Raw genomic sequence first — 16,970 nt, 5'->3', positions numbered from 1 at the left:
AATGGAGTGCAGTGGACCGACGGCGTCGGTGTCAGCGGCGGTTCGCGACTGGACGTGAAGCCGTATGTGTCGTTCCCGATCAGTGGCGCAGCTTGGTATGTGACCCCTACCCTGGCCTACCGCTACACCGCCTATCAACTGGACCGTGGTCTAGTGGATGGGGTAAGGGGCATCCAGGCCCAGATCCTGCGCTCGCAGGGCATCGACCCGGCCACGGCCACTCCGGAACAGCTGCGCGGCAATACCTCGCCCAGCCGCAGCCTGCCGATCGGCAGCCTTGATGCCGGCCTGTTCTTCGATCGCGAGACGTCGATCGGAGGCAAGTCATTCCTGCAGACCCTGGAGCCGCGCCTGTTCTACCTGCGCACCCCCTACCGCAACCAGGACGAGCTGCCGATCTTCGACACCCGTGACTTCACCTTCAGCTGGGGCCAGCTGTTCCGCGACTCGCGCTATACCGGCGCCGACCGCCAGAACGATGCCAACCAGCTGACCCTGGCACTGGGCACCCGCTTCATCGACCAGACCACCGGCAAGGAACGCTTCTCGGCCGCGATCGGCCAGATCCAGTACTTCGACGAATCGCGGGTGAGCACCACGCCGGGCGGCGCGCCGGTGGAGAAGGGCAAGTCGGCGTGGATCGCCGACGGCAACTACATGATCAACGACCGCTGGACCCTGGGCGCCACCTACCAGTGGGACCCGAAGTACAAGCGCGAGGATCTGGCCAGCGTCCGCGCCCGTTATCTGATGCCCAACGATGGCGTGATCAACCTCAGCTACCGCTACCGCATCAATGCCGGCGCCCCGGCAACCGCCAACAAGCATGACCGGACCCTGCTGGAGCAGGCCGACCTGTCGTTCCTGTACCCGCTGAATGCGCGCTGGAGCCTGGTGGGCCGGTATTACTACTCGCTGCAGGACAAGGAACCGCTGGAGATCATCGCCGGCGTGCAGTGGGACAGCTGCTGCCTGGCCGTGCGTGCAGTGGCCCGCCGCTACGTGCGCAACCGCGAAGGCGACATGAACAATTCCATCCAGCTGGAGTTCGTCCTCAAGGGCCTCAGCTCCATCGGCCAGGACACGGACCGTACGCTGCGCCGTGCTATCCTCGGCTACAACCGCGACGACCTCTATCTCGTGCCGCCCAGCAACACCGGGGCGACCCGGGATGACTACGATCCGAATCAGATCCCATGACCAAGCGCTTCCCCGTTCTTCTCGCCTCCCTGCTGGCGGTGTCCAGCGTGTCCGCCCCCCTGCAGGTGCTCGCGCAGGAGGCGCAGCCGTTGGACCGCATCGCCGCCGTCGTCGACGAGGACGTGATCCTGCAGAGCGAGCTCCAGCGTGCGATCGCCAACATCAAGGCGCAGTACGCCGGCCGTGAAAACCAGCTGCCGCCGGAAGACGTACTCAGCCGCCAGGTGCTCGAGCGCCTGGTGCTGGTCAAGCTGCAGGTGGCCCGCGCCCAGGGCAGCGGCATCCGCGTCAGCGACCAGGAGCTGAACCAGGCGATGAATGCCATCGCCCAGCAGAACGGCTCGAACCTGGATGCACTGCGCCAGCGCCTGGCCCACGACGGCATCGACTTCAACGATTTCCGCGCTTCGGTGCGCGATGAAATCACCGTGCAGCGCCTGCGCCAGAGCTTCGCGCAGAGCCGCATCAGCGTCAGCGAGGGCGAAGTCGACGCCGCCCTGAAGCAGCAGGCCACGGTTGGCAACCAGTACCACCTGGCGCACATCCTGATCGCCCTGCCCGACGGCTCCAACGCCGACCAGATCGCCACCGGCCAGAAGAAGGCCGAAGGCGTGAAGGCCCTGCTGGACAAGGGTGAGCTGGACTTCAACGCCGCCGCCGTGCGTTATTCGGACAGCCCCAACGCGCTGGAAGGCGGCGACCTGGGCTGGCGCAGCCTGGACGAAATCCCGCAGGCCTTCGCGCAGATGATGGAAAAGATGAAGCCCGGCGAAGTGGTCGGCCCGATCCGCGGCCCCAGCGGCTTCCAGCTGCTGAAGCTGGTGGAAGTGCGTGATGCCAGCGCCGCCAGCGGTGGCGAGCACACGGTCACCGAGTACCACGGCCGCCACATCCTGGTGCGCGTGGACGATCACCAGACCGACGCTGCCGCCAAGGCCAAGATCGATACCCTGCGTGCCCGCATCGCCGGTGGCGCGGACTTCGAGACCGTGGCCAAGGAGTCCTCCGAGGACAACAACAGCAAGGGCCAGGGCGGCGATCTGGGCTGGTTCCCGGCCGACGCGTTCGGTCCGGCGTTCGGCCAGCAGGTGTCCGGCATCCAGGACGGTGGCGTCAGCCAGCCGTTCCGCACCGATGCCGGCTGGCACATCGTGCAGCGCGTGGGCACCCGCCAGACCGACGTGACCACTGACAACCAGCGGGCCCAGGTCCGCGAGACCATCGGCCGCCGCAAGCTGGAAGACGAGTACAACCGCTTCCTGCAGGAACTGCGTGGCGAAGCCTACGTCAGCTTCCGCAGCGGCGACCGCGCGGAAAACACCGCCACGCCGCCGCAGTCCTGACCGATGCGCCCCGAGCTCGCTCTGGTACCGGGCGAGCCCGCCGGGATCGGCCCGGAGCTGTGTGTCCGCCTCGTCCAGCAGCCGCGTGAAGATTGCCGGCTGCTGGCCTTCGCCGACCCGGATACCCTGCGCGCGGCCGCGGCCGCGCTGAACCTGCCCCTGCAGCTGTTGCCCGAGGACGCCGAAGCACGCGTCCCCGGCGATCTGCGTGTGCGCGTGGTAGCCAATACCGTGCCCAGCCACTTCGGCCAGGCCAATCCGGCCAACGCCGGCGCCGTCATCGGCGCCCTGCTCGGTGCCGGCCAGGCGTGCCTGTCCGGCGAACTGCACGGCGTAGTCACCGGCCCGGTGCACAAGGCGGTCATCAACGAAGGCGGCATCGCCTACAGCGGCACCACCGAACTGCTGGCCGACCAGGCCGGGGTGAAGGTGGTGATGATGCTGGCCAACCACATCGTGCGCGTGGCCCTGGCCACCACCCACCTGCCACTGCGCGAGGTGGCCGACGCGATCACCGCGCCCGGCCTGGAACACACCCTGCGCACCGTGCACGCTGCGCTGCGCCGCGAATTCGGCCTGCCCGCGCCACGCATCGCCGTGCTCGGCCTGAACCCGCATGCCGGTGAAGACGGTCATCTGGGCCGCGAGGAACTGGACCTGGTCATCCCGCTGCTGCAGCGCCTGCGCGCGGAGGGCATGGACCTGATCGGGCCGCTGCCGGCCGATACCGCCTTCCTGCCGGCCAAGCTGGCAGGCTTCGACAGCGTGCTGGCGATGTACCACGACCAGGGCCTGCCGGTGCTGAAGTATTCGGGCTTCGAGCAGGCGGTGAACCTGACCCTGGGCCTGCTCTACCCGCGCGTGGCGGTGGACCATGGCACCGCGCTGGACCTTGCCGGCCGCGGCATTGCCGATCCTTCCAGCCTGCAGGCGGCAACGACGTTGTGTGCGCAGCTTGCGCGGCAACGTACACTGAGCGCATGAATTCCCCGCATTCCCCCTCCGGCCCGGTGTTCACCGCCCCGGCCAAGAAGCAGCTTGGCCAGCATTTCCTGGCCGACCGCCACTACATCGACAAGATCGTGATGGCGGTCAACCCGAAAGACGGTGACCGCCTGGTCGAGATCGGCCCGGGCCAGGGCGCGATCACCCTGCCGCTGCTGCGCGTGCATCCGAAACTGACGGTGATCGAGTTCGACCGCGACCTGATCGCGCCACTGACCGCCGCCGCCGAGCCGCTGGGCGAGCTGACCATCGTCCACCGCGACGTGCTGCGCGTGGACTTCACCGAGCTGGCTGCCGGCCAGTCGATCCGCCTGGTCGGCAACCTGCCCTACAACATCTCCTCGCCGATCCTGTTCCATGCACTGGAACATGCGGCGGTGATCCGCGACATGCACTTCATGCTGCAGAAGGAAGTGGTCGACCGCATGGCCGCCGGCCCCGGCAGCAAGGTGTACGGCCGGCTCAGCGTGATGCTGCAGGCCTACTGCCAGGTGACCTCGCTGTTCGTGGTGCCGCCGGGCGCGTTCCGGCCGCCGCCGAAGGTCGATTCGGCCGTGGTGCGGCTGGTGCCGCGTGACCCGGCCACGATCAACATCCACGACCACAAGCGTTTCGCCGAGGTGGTCAAGGCCGCCTTCGGGCAGCGCCGCAAGACCCTGCGCAACGCCCTGAACAACGTGGTGTCCGCCGAACAGTTCGTTGCCGCCGGCGTGCGTCCCGATGCCCGCGCCGAACAGCTGGACGTGGCCGAATTCATCGCTTTGGCCAATGCCTCCTGATTACACTGCCGGTATGGAAGACGCTGACGTTTATGCCATCTCCGTCGAAGTCGCACCGCGCTTCCTCGACGATCAATCCGCGCCGGAAGACGGGCGCTATGCGTTCGCCTACACGATCCGCATCCACAACCAGGGGCGTGTTGCCGCGCGCCTGGTCGCACGCCACTGGCGCATCACCGATGCCAACGGCCGCGTCGAGCACGTCGATGGTGACGGGGTGATCGGCGAGCAGCCGCGCCTGCGTCCCGGTGAAGACTTCCATTACACGTCCGGTGTCATGCTGGGGACCGATCACGGGACCATGCAGGGCCACTACGACATGGTCGCCGACGACGGCACCGAATTTGCCGCGCCGGTCGCACCTTTCGTGCTGGCCATCCCGCGTACCCTGCACTGACACGGAGGCCGAACGATGAGTGTGTGGGCGATCGGCGACCTGCAGGGCTGCTATGACGTCACCCAGCGACTGCTGGAGAAGATCCGTTTCGACCCGGCGCAGGACACCCTGTGGTTCTGCGGCGACCTGGTCAACCGCGGTGGCCAGTCACTGGAAACGCTGCAGCTGGTGCATTCGCTGCGCGAGCACAGCGTGGTGGTGCTGGGCAACCATGACCTTTCGCTGCTGGCCGTCGGTGCGCGCACCGAAGAGGAACAGCGCAAGGTCAACCCGGACCTGCTGCGCATCGTGCAGGCCGAGGACCGCGACGAACTGCTCGACTGGCTGCGCCTGCAGAAGCTGGTGCACGTGGACCGCGAGCTGGGCTGGATGATGGTGCACGCCGGCCTGGCGCCGAAGTGGACCACGCAGATGGCCGAGAAGCATGCGGCCGAAGTCGAGGTGCAGCTGCACGGCGCCGGCTACCGCAAGCTGTTCCGCAACATGTACGGCGACAAGCCGAGCTGGGCACCGAACCTGTCCGGCTACGACCGCTCGCGCGCGATCATCAACGTGCTCACCCGCATGCGCTACTGCACCCCGCGCGGGCGTATCGGCATCGAGGACAAGGGCACGCCGGGCACCCAGGAACAGGGGCTGTATCCCTGGTTCGAAGTGCCGGGCCGGGTCGAGCGTGACCTCAAGGTCGTCTGCGGCCACTGGTCGGCGCTGGGCCTGACCATCACCCAGGGCGTGCACGCCATCGACACCGGCGCGGTCTGGGGCGGCAAGCTGACCGCGATCCAGCTCGATACCGATGAACTGCGCGTGGTGCAGGTGCCAGGCCGCGATGTACCGGCACCCGTGCCCAACGCCCGCCCGCCAGCGCGCCCGGCGCACGAGCGCCCGGCTGCACCGGCGCAGGGCAAGGAACAGGGCGGCGGCAATGCTCCGGCCGCCAACCCGGGCAACCGCGGCCCGCGCCGTCGTCGTCGCCGTGGTGGCGCTGGTGGTGGTGGCTCCGGCGGTCCCAACAACAACAGCACCCCGCCGCAGGCATGACGCGGCACGGCTGGGCACCATGGACGGTGCTGCTGCTGACGCTGGCCCTGGCCAGCGGCTGCCAGCCCGGCTCGCCGACTGCTCCCACGGCTGCGGACAGCGCTGAACGCACACCGACGCCACCACAGGCGCCTTCGCCGCCACTGGTGGCTGCGGCGCGCGCGCAGATCGGCGTCACCACCCGCTACGACCCTGCCTATCAAGTGCTGGCCTATCCCGGCGGCGACGTGCCACTGGATCGCGGCGTGTGCACCGATGTGGTGGTGCGCGCCCTGCGCAGCCAGGGCCTGGACCTGCAGGCACGCGTGCATGAAGACATGCGCGGCAACTTCAGTGCCTATCCGGCGATCTGGGGCCTGTCACGGCCGGACCGCAACATCGATCATCGTCGTGTACCGAACCTGATGCGCTGGTTCGAACGGCAGGGCTGGCAGCAACCGATCACCGCCCTCGCCACCGACTATGCGGCCGGTGACATCGTTGCCTGGAAGCTCAACGGCAACGGCCTGCTGCACGTGGGCATCGTCTCCGACCGGCAGCTGGCCGATGGCACGCCGCTGGTGCTGCACAACATCGCGCGCGGCACCCGCGAAGAGAACCTGCTGTTCCGGCACGCCATCATCGGGCATTACCGGATGCCGTAGGCAATCCTGTAGAGCCGAGCCATGCTCGGCTACGGGATGTGTCCGGCAACAGCAGCCGAGCATGGCTCGGCTCTACAGATGGGCGGCGGTCAACGGCGCACGTAGTGCACGAAGCGGAACGCGTACGCGTGACGTTCGTCGGCCGGATGCGGCTCGCTGCTCACTTCCCGCCAGTCCTGCACGTCCACTTCGGGGAAATGGGTATCGGCGGGGACTTCGGCATCCACCCAGGTCAGGTACAGGTCACTGGCCTGGTCCAGCAGCTGGTGGAAGATCTCGCCGCCGCCGATGATGCATAGCTCGCTGGCGCCCTCGCCTTCGGCAATCGCCTTCGCCTCGTCCAGCGACGCCACCGCGCGCATGCCCTCGAACGGCACCTGGCCGCTGCGGGTCAGCACCAGGTTGGTCCGCCCCGGCAGCACGCGGCCGATCGACTCGGCGGTCTTGCGCCCCATCAGGATCGGCTTGCCCAGGGTGAGCGTCTTGAAGTGCTTGAAATCATCCGGCAGGTGCCAGGGCATGGCATTGCCCTGGCCGATGCCATGGTTGCGGTCCAGCGCCACGATCATCGACAGCTTCATCGCGCTCATACCGCCACCGGCGCCTTGATGGCCGGGTGCGGATCGTAACCGTCGATGCGGATGTCGTCGAACTGGAAGCCGAACAGATCGGTCACCTCCGGGTTCAACCACAGCTTGGGCAGCGCGCGCGGCTCACGCGACAGCTGCTCGCTGGCCTGCTCGAAGTGGTTCGAGTACAGATGCGCGTCACCCAGCGTATGCACGAAGTCGCCCACGCCCAGGCCGGTGGCCTGCGCCACCATGTGGGTCAGCAACGCGTAGCTGGCAATGTTGAACGGCACGCCGAGAAAGATGTCGCCGCTGCGCTGGTACAGCTGGCAGCTGAGCTTGCCGTCCACCACGTAGAACTGGAACAGGTTGTGGCACGGCATCAGCGCCATCTGCGAGAGCTCGCCCACGTTCCAGGCGCTGACCACCAGCCGGCGCGAGTCGGGGTTGCGCTTGATTTCGTCCACCAGCCACTGCATCTGGTCGATCTCGCGGCCGTCGGCGGTAGCCCAGCTGCGCCACTGCTTGCCGTAGACCGGGCCGAGGTCGCCGTTCTCGTCGGCCCACTCGTCCCAGATCCGCACCTGGTTGTCCTTCAGGTAGCCGATGTTGGTGTCGCCCTTCAGGAACCACAGCAGCTCGTGGATGATCGAGCGCAGGTGCAGTTTCTTGGTGGTGACCAGCGGAAAGCCTTCGGCCAGGTTGAAACGCATCTGCCAGCCAAACACGCTGCGGGTGCCGGTGCCGGTGCGATCACTTTTCTCGGCGCCGTGTTCGAGCACGTGCGAGAGCAGGTCCAGGTAAGCCTTCATGCCTTGCCCTCGGCAGCTACCAGCGGCTGCGGCTGCAGTACCGGCGCGCGGCGCGACATCACCAGCAGCACCAGGCCGAAGGCGATCAGCGGCAGGCTGAGGATCTGGCCACGGGTCAGCCAGTCGAAGGCCACGTAGACGCCGTTGTCGGGCATACGCACAAACTCCACCGCGAAGCGGAACAGGCCGTACATCAGCGCGAACAGGCCACCGACCAGGTAGCGATGACGCGGCTTGGCCGACACCGCCCACAGCACCACGAACATCACCAGGCCTTCCAGCAACGCCTCATACAGCTGCGAGGGATGGCGGGCGAACTGGTTCAACGCACCGGTGGCGAACTGCGCCTGCAGGGTGGCGTGGTCAAGCTGATTCAGCGGCGCCGGCAGGCCGGACGGGAACACCACGCCCCAGCTACCGTCGGTGTACTTGCCCCACAGCTCGGCACCGATGAAGTTGCCGATACGGCCGAAGCCCAGGCCCAGCGGCACCAGCGGCGCCATGAAATCCATGGTGTCGAAGAAATGCAGCTTGTGCTTGCGCGACCACCACCAGCAGGCGGCAATCACGCCCAACAGGCCGCCGTGGAAACTCATGCCGCCATCCCAGACCTTGAAGAGCAGCAGCGGGTTATGCAGGAAATCGCCCAGCGCGTAGAACAGCATGTAGCCGATGCGCCCGCCCAGCACCACGCCGAGCATGGCGTAGAACAGCAGGTCGGAGAAGCCGTTGGCATCGACGCCCGGCAGGCGCCCATCGGCGATGCGCTTGCGGCCCAGCAGCCAGGCTGCGGTGAAGCCGAGCAGGTACATGATGCCGTACCAGTGCACCTTGATCGGCCCCAGCGAGAGGGCGATGGGGTCGATGTCGTGGAAATAGATCATGGAAGGTGCCTTGCGGTTGAACGCCTATTCTCGGGCCAGTGCCGCCCCGGCTCAACCAAGCAGCTGGGGCGAGTTCGGCAACGCGTCATCGTTCGACCGCGTCGAGGCCGGAAAGTGCCCTTCGATCAGGCTGGAGACCTCGTCGATGGCATCCTGCAGCGCTTCCACCGGATGGGAACCACGCAGGCCCTCGCGCAGGTGGGTGCAGACCCGCTGCCACTGTGCCGGGCTGACCCGGCCGTGCAGGCCCCGGTCGGCAACGATCTCGATCGCGTGATCGGCCAGCAGCAGGTAGATCAGTACACCGTTGTTGTGGGTGGTATCCCAGGTGCGCAGGCGGGCAAAGGCATGCTCGGCAGCCTGGCGCGGGGTGACCTTGTGCCACAGCGCGGCCAGCGGCAGGTCCGCTTCCACCGCGAACATCACCTGCCCACCGTGGCGCTGCTCACCGGCCGCGATGGCCTCGGTGATCGCCTGCAATGTGGCGGGCGGGAACGCGCGCCGTACCGACGGCGAAAACACGTGCCGACATAGACGTTGGATCATCACCAGCCCCCCGAAGCACCGCCACCACCGGAGCGGCCACCACCGCCACCCCAGCCGCCGCCGCCACCAAATCCACCGCCCCCGCCGAAGCCGCCTCCGCCACCCCAGCTGCCACCGCCCCAGCTGCCACCGCCCCAGCCGCCGCCGCCGGCAAAGCGGCCCGGATGACCGGAGAGCATGGCCACGATCAGCCCTACGACGCCTGCCAGGCCACTGGCCAGCAGCGTGGACGTGAACAGGAACGCCGCCAGCGCCGCACCGGCACCGCCGAGCAGGCCTCGCAACGGTCGCGGCACGCGCGAGAACACGCCGCGCAGGATGCTGCCGGCGAACACACCGATGAACAACGCCAGGAACCAGGTATCGCCGCCACCGCCGGGTTCCCGACCGCGATGGCCGCTGACCGGTGCCGGCAGCGCTTCGCCGTCGATCAGCTTGACCAGCACCGCCGTGGCGTCGGTGATGCCACCGGTGTAGTCGCCGCTGCGGAAGCGCGGCACCAGGTATTCCTGGATGACCCGGTTGGCGATGGCATCGGGAATGGCGCCTTCCAGACCGTAGCCCGGCTCGATGCGCACGCGCCGGTCGTCCTTGGCCACCACCAGCAGCACCCCGTCATCCACGCCCTTGCGGCCGATCTGCCACTGATCGAAGACCCGCGTGGTGTACTGCGCGATGTCCTCCGGCTGGGTGGTCGGCACCACCAGCACCTGCAGCTGGCTGCCCTTGCGCTGCTGCAGTTCGATCGCCTGCTGCACCAGCGCCTGCTTCTGCGCGGCATCCAGCGTGCCGGTGGTATCGACCACCGGCGAATCCAGCGCAGGAACCGGCGCCAGCTGCTGCGCATGCGAGGCCAGCGGCAGCCACAGCAGCAGGGCCAACAGCGCAGAGGCCAGGCGCATCGATCAGGTCCCCGGCTGCGGTGCCGGCTGCTGCTGCGGCGCGTTGCCGAAATCGACCGCCGGCGCGTTGGAGATCTGCGCTTCGTTGTCCACGGTGAAGTTCGGCTTGGTCTTGTAGCCGAAGATCTTGGCGGTGATCACCTGCGGGAACGAGCGGATGTAGGTGTTGTAGTCCTGCACCTGCTGGATGTAACGGCCACGGGCGACGGTGACCCGGTTCTCGGTACCTTCCAGCTGCGCCTGCAGGTCGCGGAAGTTCTGGTTCGACTTCAGTTCCGGGTAGTTCTCGGTGACCACCAGCAGACGCGACAGCGCGCTGCCAAGTTCGCCCTGGGCCTGCTGGAACTGCTTGAGCGAGGCTTCGTCGTCGGCATTGACGTTGATCTGGCCGACACGCGAACGGGCGTTGGTCACTTCAGTCAGCACGCGCTCTTCCTGGCTGGCGAAGCCCTTCACGGTCTGCACCAGGTTGGGCACCAGGTCGGCGCGGCGCTTGTACTGGTTGATGACCTCCGACCAGCTGGCCTTGACCGCTTCATCCTTCTGCTGGATGGCGTTGTAGCCGCAGCCGGAGAGCAGGGAGGCCAACAGCATCAGGGGCAGGACACGGGTGAACAGGCGCATGGCGGAGGTTCCGGGTGGGCTTGGCGCCGAGCATGCCATGGTTCGGGTGAAAGACCGGCCATCGGGCGCCGCCCCCTCCGCGGTGGTTGTTTGCTGGTTCTCTGGGGGTGGCCGGGAGGGTGGGTTGGCTGGGGGGCGCTGCAAGTACGTCCATGTAAGCTCGATCGCCGCATCCATGCGGCTCACGCCCCCAGCCAACCCACCCTCCCGGCCACGGACAATTTCCTGCGCACCGCGGGAAGATCAAAAGAAAAAAACAAAAGCAAAAGCCGGTTCTTCAGGCATTCGTGTCGACCAAGGTCGACACCTACCGGACCCACCCCGCCAACCCACGGAATGCAGGCTCTTGCTGTTGCTCTGGATTCTGCGGGTGCAGGGCTGCAAGCCCTGCCGGAACCCCACATCACTCAACAAGCCTCAGCCACCGCAGTGCGCGGACGCCCCAGCCATGCCAGCAGCAACCCCGAGGCCGCCAGCAGGCCACCGGCCACCGGAATCGCGGCGTAGCCCAGGCCCGAACTGATCACCGCACCGCCCAGCGCCGCACCCACGGCATTGCCCAGGTTGAACGCACCGACGTTGATCGACGACGCCAGTCCCGGCGCCTCGCTGGCCGCCTGCATCACCCGGATCTGCAACGGCGGCACGATGGCGAAAGTCGCCGCACCGAACAGCAGCACGCCCAGCGCCGCCGTGGCGTGATTCATGAAGGCCAGCGGCAGCACGAACATCAACACGGCCAGGACCGCCAGCAGGATGCGGGTGGCGCCATCCAGCGACCAGTCGGCCATGCGCCCGCCGATGCCGTTGCCGAAGGTGAAGCCGATGCCGATCAGCGCCAGCGACATCGCAATGAAGGCGTTGGACGCGCCGGTCAGCTCGGTCAGCACCGGCGCCACGTAGGTATAGAGGGTGAACATCGCGCCGGCGCCAAGCACGGTGGTAGCCATTGCCAGCAGCACCTGTGGCTGCAGGATCGCTCTCAGTTCGCGGCGCACGTCCGGGCGCGGCCCCGGCGCTGATGCAGGCAGCGCGAGGCCGAGCGCGGTGATCGCGACCAGGCCCAGCACCGCAGTACCGGCGAAGGACAGACGCCAGCCCAGCTGCTGGCCCACCCAGGTGGCCAGCGGCACACCGCCGATGTTGGCGATGGTCAGGCCCATGAACATGGTGGCCACGGCGGCAGCCTGCTTGTCCTTCGGCACCAGGCTGGCGGCAACCACCGCACCGATGCCGAAGAAGGCACCGTGATTGAGGCTGGTGACCAGACGCGACAGCAACAGCAGGCCGTAGTTCGGGGCCAGTGCCGAGAGCAGGTTGCCGACCACGAAGATCGACATCAGCAGCATCAGCGCGGTGCGCTTGCCAAACCGTCCCATCAGCAGGGTCATCACCGGCGCGCCCAGCATCACGCCCACGGCATAGGCGGTGATCAGCATGCCGGCGGTGGGAATGTTCACGCCGACGCCGTCGGCAATGACGGGCAGCAGGCCCATCGGAGCGAATTCAGTGGTGCCGATGGCGAAGGCGCCGACGGCAAGGGCCAACAAGGCGGCTCTGGAGTTCATGGGGTCATCCTGCATGGGGCAGGTCCTGGAAAAGAGCGCGTAGCCTGCGCGCTTTGCTGCCGCGGATTAAGCCTCGCCCCGGGAAAACACTGTTGACCTCAATTCACAGCTGGCGGGAACCTCCCCGCCGGGCATGGACCGGCGAGCCCAATGGGTCCCACAACGCAGAACCCCCGGCCAGGCCGGGGGTTCTGGGTGACACACGTGCCAGTGGCGCGCTTACCAGTCGCCGGCGCCCGGCACGTGGTGCTCGCGTGCGCGGCGGCGCATCAGCAGGTTCAGCCACTCCACCAGCACCGAGAAGCCCATCGCGGCATAGATGTAGGGCTTGGGCACGTGCACGTCCAGGCCGTCCAGGATCAGCACCGCACCGATCAGCAGGATGAAGGCCAGCGCCAGCATCTTCACGGTCGGGTTGGCGTCGATGAAGCGGCCCAGCGGGTTGGCGGCCAGCAGCATCACCATCACCGACAGCAGGATGGCGGCAACCATTACCGGGATGTGATCGGCGATGCCGACGGCGGTGATCACCGAGTCCAGCGAGAACACGATGTCGATGATGGCGATCTGCAGGATGACCATGCCGAATACACCCGAGGCCTTGCTGGTGGCCGGGTTCTCATCTTCGCCACCGGTGATCAGTTCCTTGATCTCCATGTAGCCCTTGATGATCAGGAACAGGCCACCGACGATCAGCACCAGGTCGCGGATGGAGATGCCCATACCAGCCACGGTGAACAGGTTGGCGGACATGTGCGCCAGATAGGCCAGCGACACCAGCAGGGCGATGCGGGTGATGCAGGCCACGGCGATGCCGAGCTTGCGCGCGAACGGGCGACGCTCTTCCGGCAGCTTGCTGACCGCGATGGAAATGAACACCAGGTTGTCGATGCCGAGCACGATTTCCAGTGCGCTCAGGGTGAACAGGGTCACCCAGGCATTGGGGTCGGCGAGGAACTCAAAGGACATGGAAACTCTTCAGGGCAGTGGGGGAATGGGGATCAGCCGTAATTGCCGGCCATTGCATGCGGGACCACAACCAGCGCCCAGCACAGAAGCACGTTCATCATCAGCACGAAGACCGCCGCCGAACCCATGTCCTTGGCGCGGCCGGCCAGCTCGTGGATCTCGCTGCCGTAACGTTCGATCACCGCCTCGATGGCCGAGTTGGCCAGTTCCATCGCCAGCACCAGCAGCATCGAGCCGATCAGCAGCGCGCGCTCTACCGGGGTCTGGCCCAGCCAGACCGCGACCGGGGTCAGCAGGATCAGCAGGTAGACCTCCAGCCGGAACGAGGACTCATGCAGCCAGGCGGCGCGCAGGCCCTGCCAGGACCAGCGGGCGGCCTGGAAGATGCGGCGCGGGCCGCGGGGCAGATGGCCGAACTGATCAGCCACGGGTGGAACATCCAGCAACAGGGGCGCGGCGCAGCGACCGCTCAGACGCACGGCAGGGAATCATGGGTGCACAGGGATAGGCAGATGGCCGCCATTTTGCCACAAGGCCGCCAGCCGCATCCCGGCACCGGCCCGGTGAATGGACTGCCAGGGGCAAGCCCCGGCCCGCCCCAGCTTCTATGATGGCTTTCCCCTTCCCTGCTGGAGCGCCTGATGTCCCGTCGCCGTACCTGCCTGCTGATGCTGGGCCTGCTGACCGCCGCCCCCCTGGCCCAGGCGCTGAGCCCGGCCAAGCCGCCGCGCGTGCCCGAGCAGGTCTCCAACGTGGCCTGGGCCGGCGACATGGCCCACTTTGCCAGCGCCGACCAGGCCAGCCCGCCGCCACAGGGTGGCATCGAGTTCATCGGCAGCTCCTCGATCCGCTTCTGGGAGAGCCTGGCAGCCGACTTCCCCGGCCAGCCGGTGTTCAACCGTGGTTTCGGCGGCTCGGAAGTGCGTGACAGCACCTGGTATGCCGACCGCATCGTGGTGCCGTATGCACCGTGCAAGGTGTTCTTCTACGCCGGTGACAACGACCTCAACAGCGGCCGCAGCGCCGTGCAGGTGCGCGACGATGTGGTTGCCTTCGTGCAGCGCGTGCATCGCGACCTGCCGAAGACCAAGGTGGAGTACCTGTCGATCAAGCCAAGCCCGTCGCGCGCGCACCTGCTGCCGGCGATCAACGAGGCCAACACGCTGATCAAGGCAGCCCTGGCCAGGCTGCCCAACACCGGTTTCACCGACGTCTACACGCCGATGCTGGGCGCCGACGGCCAGCCGGATGCGTCGCTGTTCCGCGAGGACATGCTGCACATGACCCCGGCCGGCTATGCGATCTGGACCAGGGCGCTGGCGCCGAAGGTAAAGTGCGATTGAAGAAGGCTGCGGCCTCGCTCCGGTAGATGCCAACCTTGGTTGGCATGGGGCACCGGCATGAATCCTGTTGAAAGCGCCGACCAAGGTCGGCATCTACCGAGGCAGCAGGTGCCGCGTCAGCGGAACACCACCGTGGCCTCGGTGCCCTGACCCGGCTCGCTGGCCAGGCTGACCTTCCAGCCGAAGCGGTCGCACAGCCGGCGCACGATCGACAGGCCCAGGCCGGTACCCTGCGGGCGGCTCGGCTCGGCGCGGTAGAACGGCTCGAAGGCCCGCGACAGTGCGTCGGCCGACATGCCGATACCGGTATCGCGCACCACCACCCGATCGTTGTGCACATGCACGTCGATGCGCCCCTCATCGGTGTAACTGCACGCGTTGCGCACCAGGTTGCTGACCACCACCTGCAGCACCCGCGGCGGCGCATGCAGCTGCACCGGGCCATCGCTGTGCAGATGCACCGACACCGGGCGCGTACCCAGCAGTTCGTTGGCGTTGTCCACTTCGTAGCGGACAATGTCATTGACGTCGAACAACTCGACCTGGGGCTCGACGTCGGCCTCGCGGGCCAGGATCAGGAAGGCATCGATCACCGCCTCCATGTCACGGCCGGCACGCTGGATGCGCTGCAGGCTGCGGCGCAGGCGCGGCTCCAGGCTGTCATCGCCCAGCGCCATGTCGCTGGCCACGCGGATGACGGTCAGCGGTGTGCGCAGTTCATGGCTGGCATCGCGGGTGAAATTGCGCTCGCGCGCCACGTGCGCGCTGACCCGGTTGGCCAGCGAATGCAGTGCGGCCGCCAGCTGGCGGGTTTCGCCCTGCATGTCCGCCGGCAGCTTGTTCGGCTCCAGGTCGGCCGCCTCCGGGTGGCCCGGGTCCCAGCGCGAGACGCGTCGCGCCAGCCAGTTCACCGGCGATACCAGGCGCTTGGAAGCACGATAGGTGACCCAACTGGCGCCATACACCGCCAGCAGGGTCAGCAGCACCGGCACGATGCCGAACCAGAACGCCAGCATTTCCGCGCGCGATCGCAGGAACACCAGGTACAGGCGGCCGGCCGGGCGCACATCGACCAGCACCAGCTGGTCGTCCTTGGGCAGTTCGTGGAAGCCGGGCTCCAGGTTGCGCAGATTGGCCGGCAACGACAGGGCCGACTGCCCGCTTTCCAGCAGGTAGCCACGGATGTTCTGGGTGTTGGGTGGCGGCTGCACCGGCGAGGCCTCGTGCAGCGTCCAGAAGTACGCCGCCTCCTCGCGCAGGGCGGCGCCGACCAGGCTGTGCTTGATCACCAGGGAAACCAGCCACGCACCGAGCAGGATGCCCAGGCTGGCCAGCACTGCCTGCAGGATGAAAGCGATACGGATCTTGCGCGGCAGGCCGTGCGGCATTGCGGGGTCCCGGTCAGAGCGCTGCGATTATAGGCAGCGCACCGCGCCGTTGGGATGCACGGGCGATGACCGGCGGCACTGCCGGACGGTCATCCCCTGCCCTTGTGCCTGGCCGCAGCCCGGCCCGGCCTGCGGCTGCACCGGCGCGGGCCTGCTCAGGCCATCGGCTGGGCGATGTCGGCAATGCGGTAGCCGGCACTCTGCACGGTATGCAGCAGCGGACGGTCGAACGGCTTGTCGATGATCTTGCGCAGGTTGTACAGGTGGCTGCGCAGGGTGTCCGAATCCGGCAGGCCGTTGCCCCAGATCTCGCGTTCGATCTCCTGGCGGGTGACCACGCGCGGCGATTCGCGCATCAGGATGGTCAGCAGGCGCAGGCCGATCGGCGACAGCTGCAGCTCGGTACCGGCACGGGTGGCACGCATGCTGACCGGATCGAGCACCAGGTCGGCGACCTTCAGCACTTCCGAACCCACCTGGCGACGCTCGCGGCGGATCAGCGCGCGCAGGCGGGCTTCCAGCTCCTGGATCGCGAACGGCTTGGTCAGGTAGTCATCGGCGCCGAAACCGAGGCCGGTGAGCTTGTCGTCCAGCGTGTCGCGTGCCGTGAGCATCAGCACCGGGGTGGACTTGCGCGCATCGTTGCGCAGGCGACGGCACACTTCGATGCCATCCAGGCGCGGCAACATCAAGTCGAGCACCACGACGTCATAGCTGTTTTCCGCCGCAAGGCGGTAGCCATCCAGGCCGTCCTGTGCATAGTCGACTTCGAAGCCGCGACCTTCCAGGTATTCCCCGATCATCTCGGAGATGTTGCGGTTGTCTTCGACCACCAGCACCAAGCCGGAGGTCTCCTTCGTCTGACGCATGTGATTCCCTCTAACTTCAGCTTTGTGAAACATGCCGGATCGACGGTGGACGCGATGTGAAGTTCCGTCAAGAGGTAAACAAACGGT

General features: G+C 67.2%; 18 protein-coding genes and 1 pseudogene. 8 read left to right on the top strand and 11 right to left on the bottom strand.

The features are described 5' to 3' along the window. The 7 genes and pseudogenes from lptD to V3B25_RS20680 all read left to right on the top strand — a co-directional run. A partial coding sequence (lptD, locus tag V3B25_RS20710) for an LPS assembly protein LptD (RefSeq protein WP_329811477.1) occupies positions 1-1,200 on the top strand: 1,200 nt, incomplete at its 5' end. After that, a pseudogene (locus V3B25_RS20705) lies at positions 1,197-2,528 on the top strand (peptidylprolyl isomerase); the annotation flags it as partial. The gene lptD and the pseudogene V3B25_RS20705, both read left to right, overlap by 4 nt. 18 nt (positions 2,529-2,546) lie before the next feature. Beyond that, positions 2,547-3,527 (top strand): 4-hydroxythreonine-4-phosphate dehydrogenase PdxA, encoded by a 981-nt coding sequence (gene pdxA, locus V3B25_RS20700; protein ID WP_329811476.1) that lies wholly within the window; start codon positions 2,547-2,549, stop codon positions 3,525-3,527. Beyond that, positions 3,524-4,327 carry a 16S rRNA (adenine(1518)-N(6)/adenine(1519)-N(6))-dimethyltransferase RsmA gene (rsmA, locus tag V3B25_RS20695; RefSeq protein ID WP_049460910.1) on the top strand — a complete coding sequence of 268 codons (804 nt, stop codon included), beginning with the start codon at positions 3,524-3,526 and terminating at the stop codon, positions 4,325-4,327. Before pdxA ends, rsmA begins: the two co-directional genes overlap by 4 nt. A gap of 13 nt (positions 4,328-4,340) precedes the next feature. Continuing rightward, a complete protein-coding gene (gene apaG / locus V3B25_RS20690; RefSeq protein WP_005412297.1) occupies positions 4,341-4,724 on the top strand; it encodes a Co2+/Mg2+ efflux protein ApaG in 384 nt (127 codons plus the stop codon). A 15-nt stretch (positions 4,725-4,739) separates the two neighbouring features. Continuing rightward, positions 4,740-5,765, top strand: a complete 1,026-nt coding sequence (locus tag V3B25_RS20685; RefSeq protein WP_329811475.1) for a symmetrical bis(5'-nucleosyl)-tetraphosphatase — start codon at positions 4,740-4,742, stop codon at positions 5,763-5,765. Further along, on the top strand, positions 5,762-6,409 hold the full coding sequence (locus V3B25_RS20680; RefSeq protein WP_032129902.1) for a DUF1287 domain-containing protein: 648 nt from the start codon (positions 5,762-5,764) through the stop codon (positions 6,407-6,409). Before V3B25_RS20685 ends, V3B25_RS20680 begins: the two co-directional genes overlap by 4 nt. An 89-nt stretch (positions 6,410-6,498) precedes the next feature. Here the strand turns inward: V3B25_RS20680 and V3B25_RS20675 are convergent, their stop codons facing one another. The 9 genes from V3B25_RS20675 to V3B25_RS20635 form a co-directional block, all read right to left on the bottom strand. Next, a complete protein-coding gene (locus tag V3B25_RS20675; protein WP_329811479.1) occupies positions 6,499-6,990 on the bottom strand; it encodes a dihydrofolate reductase in 492 nt (163 codons plus the stop codon). Positions 6,991-6,995: 5 nt separating this feature from the next. Continuing rightward, a complete protein-coding gene (locus tag V3B25_RS20670) occupies positions 6,996-7,790 on the bottom strand; it encodes a thymidylate synthase (protein WP_201118226.1) in 795 nt (264 codons plus the stop codon). Beyond that, entirely contained in the window at positions 7,787-8,674 is an 888-nt protein-coding gene (lgt, locus tag V3B25_RS20665) for a prolipoprotein diacylglyceryl transferase (RefSeq protein WP_032129899.1), read from the bottom strand. The genes V3B25_RS20670 and lgt overlap by 4 nt, the downstream gene beginning before the upstream one ends. Before the next feature lie 51 nt (positions 8,675-8,725). Next, complete coding sequence (locus V3B25_RS20660; protein ID WP_111202427.1) at positions 8,726-9,220, bottom strand: TPM domain-containing protein; 495 nt, start codon at positions 9,218-9,220, stop codon at positions 8,726-8,728. Next, entirely contained in the window at positions 9,220-10,122 is a 903-nt protein-coding gene (locus tag V3B25_RS20655) for a TPM domain-containing protein (RefSeq protein ID WP_329811474.1), read from the bottom strand. Before V3B25_RS20655 ends, V3B25_RS20660 begins: the two co-directional genes overlap by 1 nt. Positions 10,123-10,125: 3 nt before the next feature. Next, positions 10,126-10,746 (bottom strand): LemA family protein, encoded by a 621-nt coding sequence (locus tag V3B25_RS20650; protein WP_032130538.1) that lies wholly within the window; start codon positions 10,744-10,746, stop codon positions 10,126-10,128. Positions 10,747-11,153: 407 nt separating this feature from the next. Next, positions 11,154-12,314: an MFS transporter gene (locus tag V3B25_RS20645; protein WP_032129923.1), complete on the bottom strand. Its 1,161-nt coding sequence runs from the start codon at positions 12,312-12,314 to the stop codon at positions 11,154-11,156. A 219-nt stretch (positions 12,315-12,533) separates the two neighbouring features. Next, positions 12,534-13,283, bottom strand: coding sequence for a TerC family protein (locus V3B25_RS20640; RefSeq protein ID WP_049422852.1), 750 nt, complete (start codon positions 13,281-13,283; stop codon positions 12,534-12,536). A gap of 32 nt (positions 13,284-13,315) precedes the next feature. Beyond that, positions 13,316-13,711: a diacylglycerol kinase gene (locus V3B25_RS20635; RefSeq protein ID WP_032129924.1), complete on the bottom strand. Its 396-nt coding sequence runs from the start codon at positions 13,709-13,711 to the stop codon at positions 13,316-13,318. A 213-nt stretch (positions 13,712-13,924) separates the two neighbouring features. Here V3B25_RS20635 and V3B25_RS20630 point away from each other — a divergent pair, with 213 nt between their 5' ends. Further along, on the top strand, positions 13,925-14,626 hold the full coding sequence (locus V3B25_RS20630) for an SGNH/GDSL hydrolase family protein (RefSeq protein WP_329811473.1): 702 nt from the start codon (positions 13,925-13,927) through the stop codon (positions 14,624-14,626). A 116-nt stretch (positions 14,627-14,742) separates the two neighbouring features. On the opposite strand, the gene V3B25_RS20625 is transcribed toward V3B25_RS20630, so the two are convergent. Together V3B25_RS20625 and V3B25_RS20620 are read right to left on the bottom strand one after the other, a co-directional pair. After that, complete coding sequence (locus tag V3B25_RS20625) at positions 14,743-16,014, bottom strand: HAMP domain-containing sensor histidine kinase (RefSeq protein WP_049399778.1); 1,272 nt, start codon at positions 16,012-16,014, stop codon at positions 14,743-14,745. A gap of 155 nt (positions 16,015-16,169) precedes the next feature. Next, the gene (locus V3B25_RS20620) at positions 16,170-16,883 is read right to left on the bottom strand and encodes a response regulator transcription factor (RefSeq protein WP_002811889.1); all 714 of its coding nucleotides are present in this window, start codon (positions 16,881-16,883) and stop codon (positions 16,170-16,172) included. Positions 16,884-16,970: the final 87 nt, after the last annotated feature.

It is taken from the genome of Stenotrophomonas sp. SMYL8 (genome assembly GCF_036320065.1).
Classification (GTDB): Bacteria; Pseudomonadota; Gammaproteobacteria; order Xanthomonadales; family Xanthomonadaceae; genus Stenotrophomonas; species Stenotrophomonas maltophilia_A.
The sequence above is the reverse complement of the archived record's forward strand: the minus strand, read 5'-3'. Positions and strand labels throughout refer to the sequence as shown.

What these genes read in the sequence shown, in the direction of transcription:
- lgt (WP_032129899.1), bottom strand. Translation starts at nt 8,674, where the DNA reads ATGATCTATTTCCACGACATCGACCCCATCGCCCTCTCGCTGGGGCCG.
- V3B25_RS20655 (WP_329811474.1), bottom strand. Translation starts at nt 10,122, where the DNA reads ATGCGCCTGGCCTCTGCGCTGTTGGCCCTGCTGCTGTGGCTGCCGCTG.
- pdxA (WP_329811476.1), top strand. Translation starts at nt 2,547, where the DNA reads ATGCGCCCCGAGCTCGCTCTGGTACCGGGCGAGCCCGCCGGGATCGGC.
- rsmA (WP_049460910.1), top strand. Translation starts at nt 3,524, where the DNA reads ATGAATTCCCCGCATTCCCCCTCCGGCCCGGTGTTCACCGCCCCGGCC.
- V3B25_RS20620 (WP_002811889.1), bottom strand. Translation starts at nt 16,883, where the DNA reads ATGCGTCAGACGAAGGAGACCTCCGGCTTGGTGCTGGTGGTCGAAGAC.
- V3B25_RS20670 (WP_201118226.1), bottom strand. Translation starts at nt 7,790, where the DNA reads ATGAAGGCTTACCTGGACCTGCTCTCGCACGTGCTCGAACACGGCGCC.
- V3B25_RS20680 (WP_032129902.1), top strand. Translation starts at nt 5,762, where the DNA reads ATGACGCGGCACGGCTGGGCACCATGGACGGTGCTGCTGCTGACGCTG.
- V3B25_RS20625 (WP_049399778.1), bottom strand. Translation starts at nt 16,014, where the DNA reads ATGCCGCACGGCCTGCCGCGCAAGATCCGTATCGCTTTCATCCTGCAG.
- V3B25_RS20675 (WP_329811479.1), bottom strand. Translation starts at nt 6,990, where the DNA reads ATGAAGCTGTCGATGATCGTGGCGCTGGACCGCAACCATGGCATCGGC.
- V3B25_RS20685 (WP_329811475.1), top strand. Translation starts at nt 4,740, where the DNA reads ATGAGTGTGTGGGCGATCGGCGACCTGCAGGGCTGCTATGACGTCACC.
- V3B25_RS20650 (WP_032130538.1), bottom strand. Translation starts at nt 10,746, where the DNA reads ATGCGCCTGTTCACCCGTGTCCTGCCCCTGATGCTGTTGGCCTCCCTG.
- V3B25_RS20630 (WP_329811473.1), top strand. Translation starts at nt 13,925, where the DNA reads ATGTCCCGTCGCCGTACCTGCCTGCTGATGCTGGGCCTGCTGACCGCC.
- apaG (WP_005412297.1), top strand. Translation starts at nt 4,341, where the DNA reads ATGGAAGACGCTGACGTTTATGCCATCTCCGTCGAAGTCGCACCGCGC.
- V3B25_RS20640 (WP_049422852.1), bottom strand. Translation starts at nt 13,283, where the DNA reads ATGTCCTTTGAGTTCCTCGCCGACCCCAATGCCTGGGTGACCCTGTTC.
- V3B25_RS20660 (WP_111202427.1), bottom strand. Translation starts at nt 9,220, where the DNA reads ATGATCCAACGTCTATGTCGGCACGTGTTTTCGCCGTCGGTACGGCGC.
- V3B25_RS20645 (WP_032129923.1), bottom strand. Translation starts at nt 12,314, where the DNA reads ATGAACTCCAGAGCCGCCTTGTTGGCCCTTGCCGTCGGCGCCTTCGCC.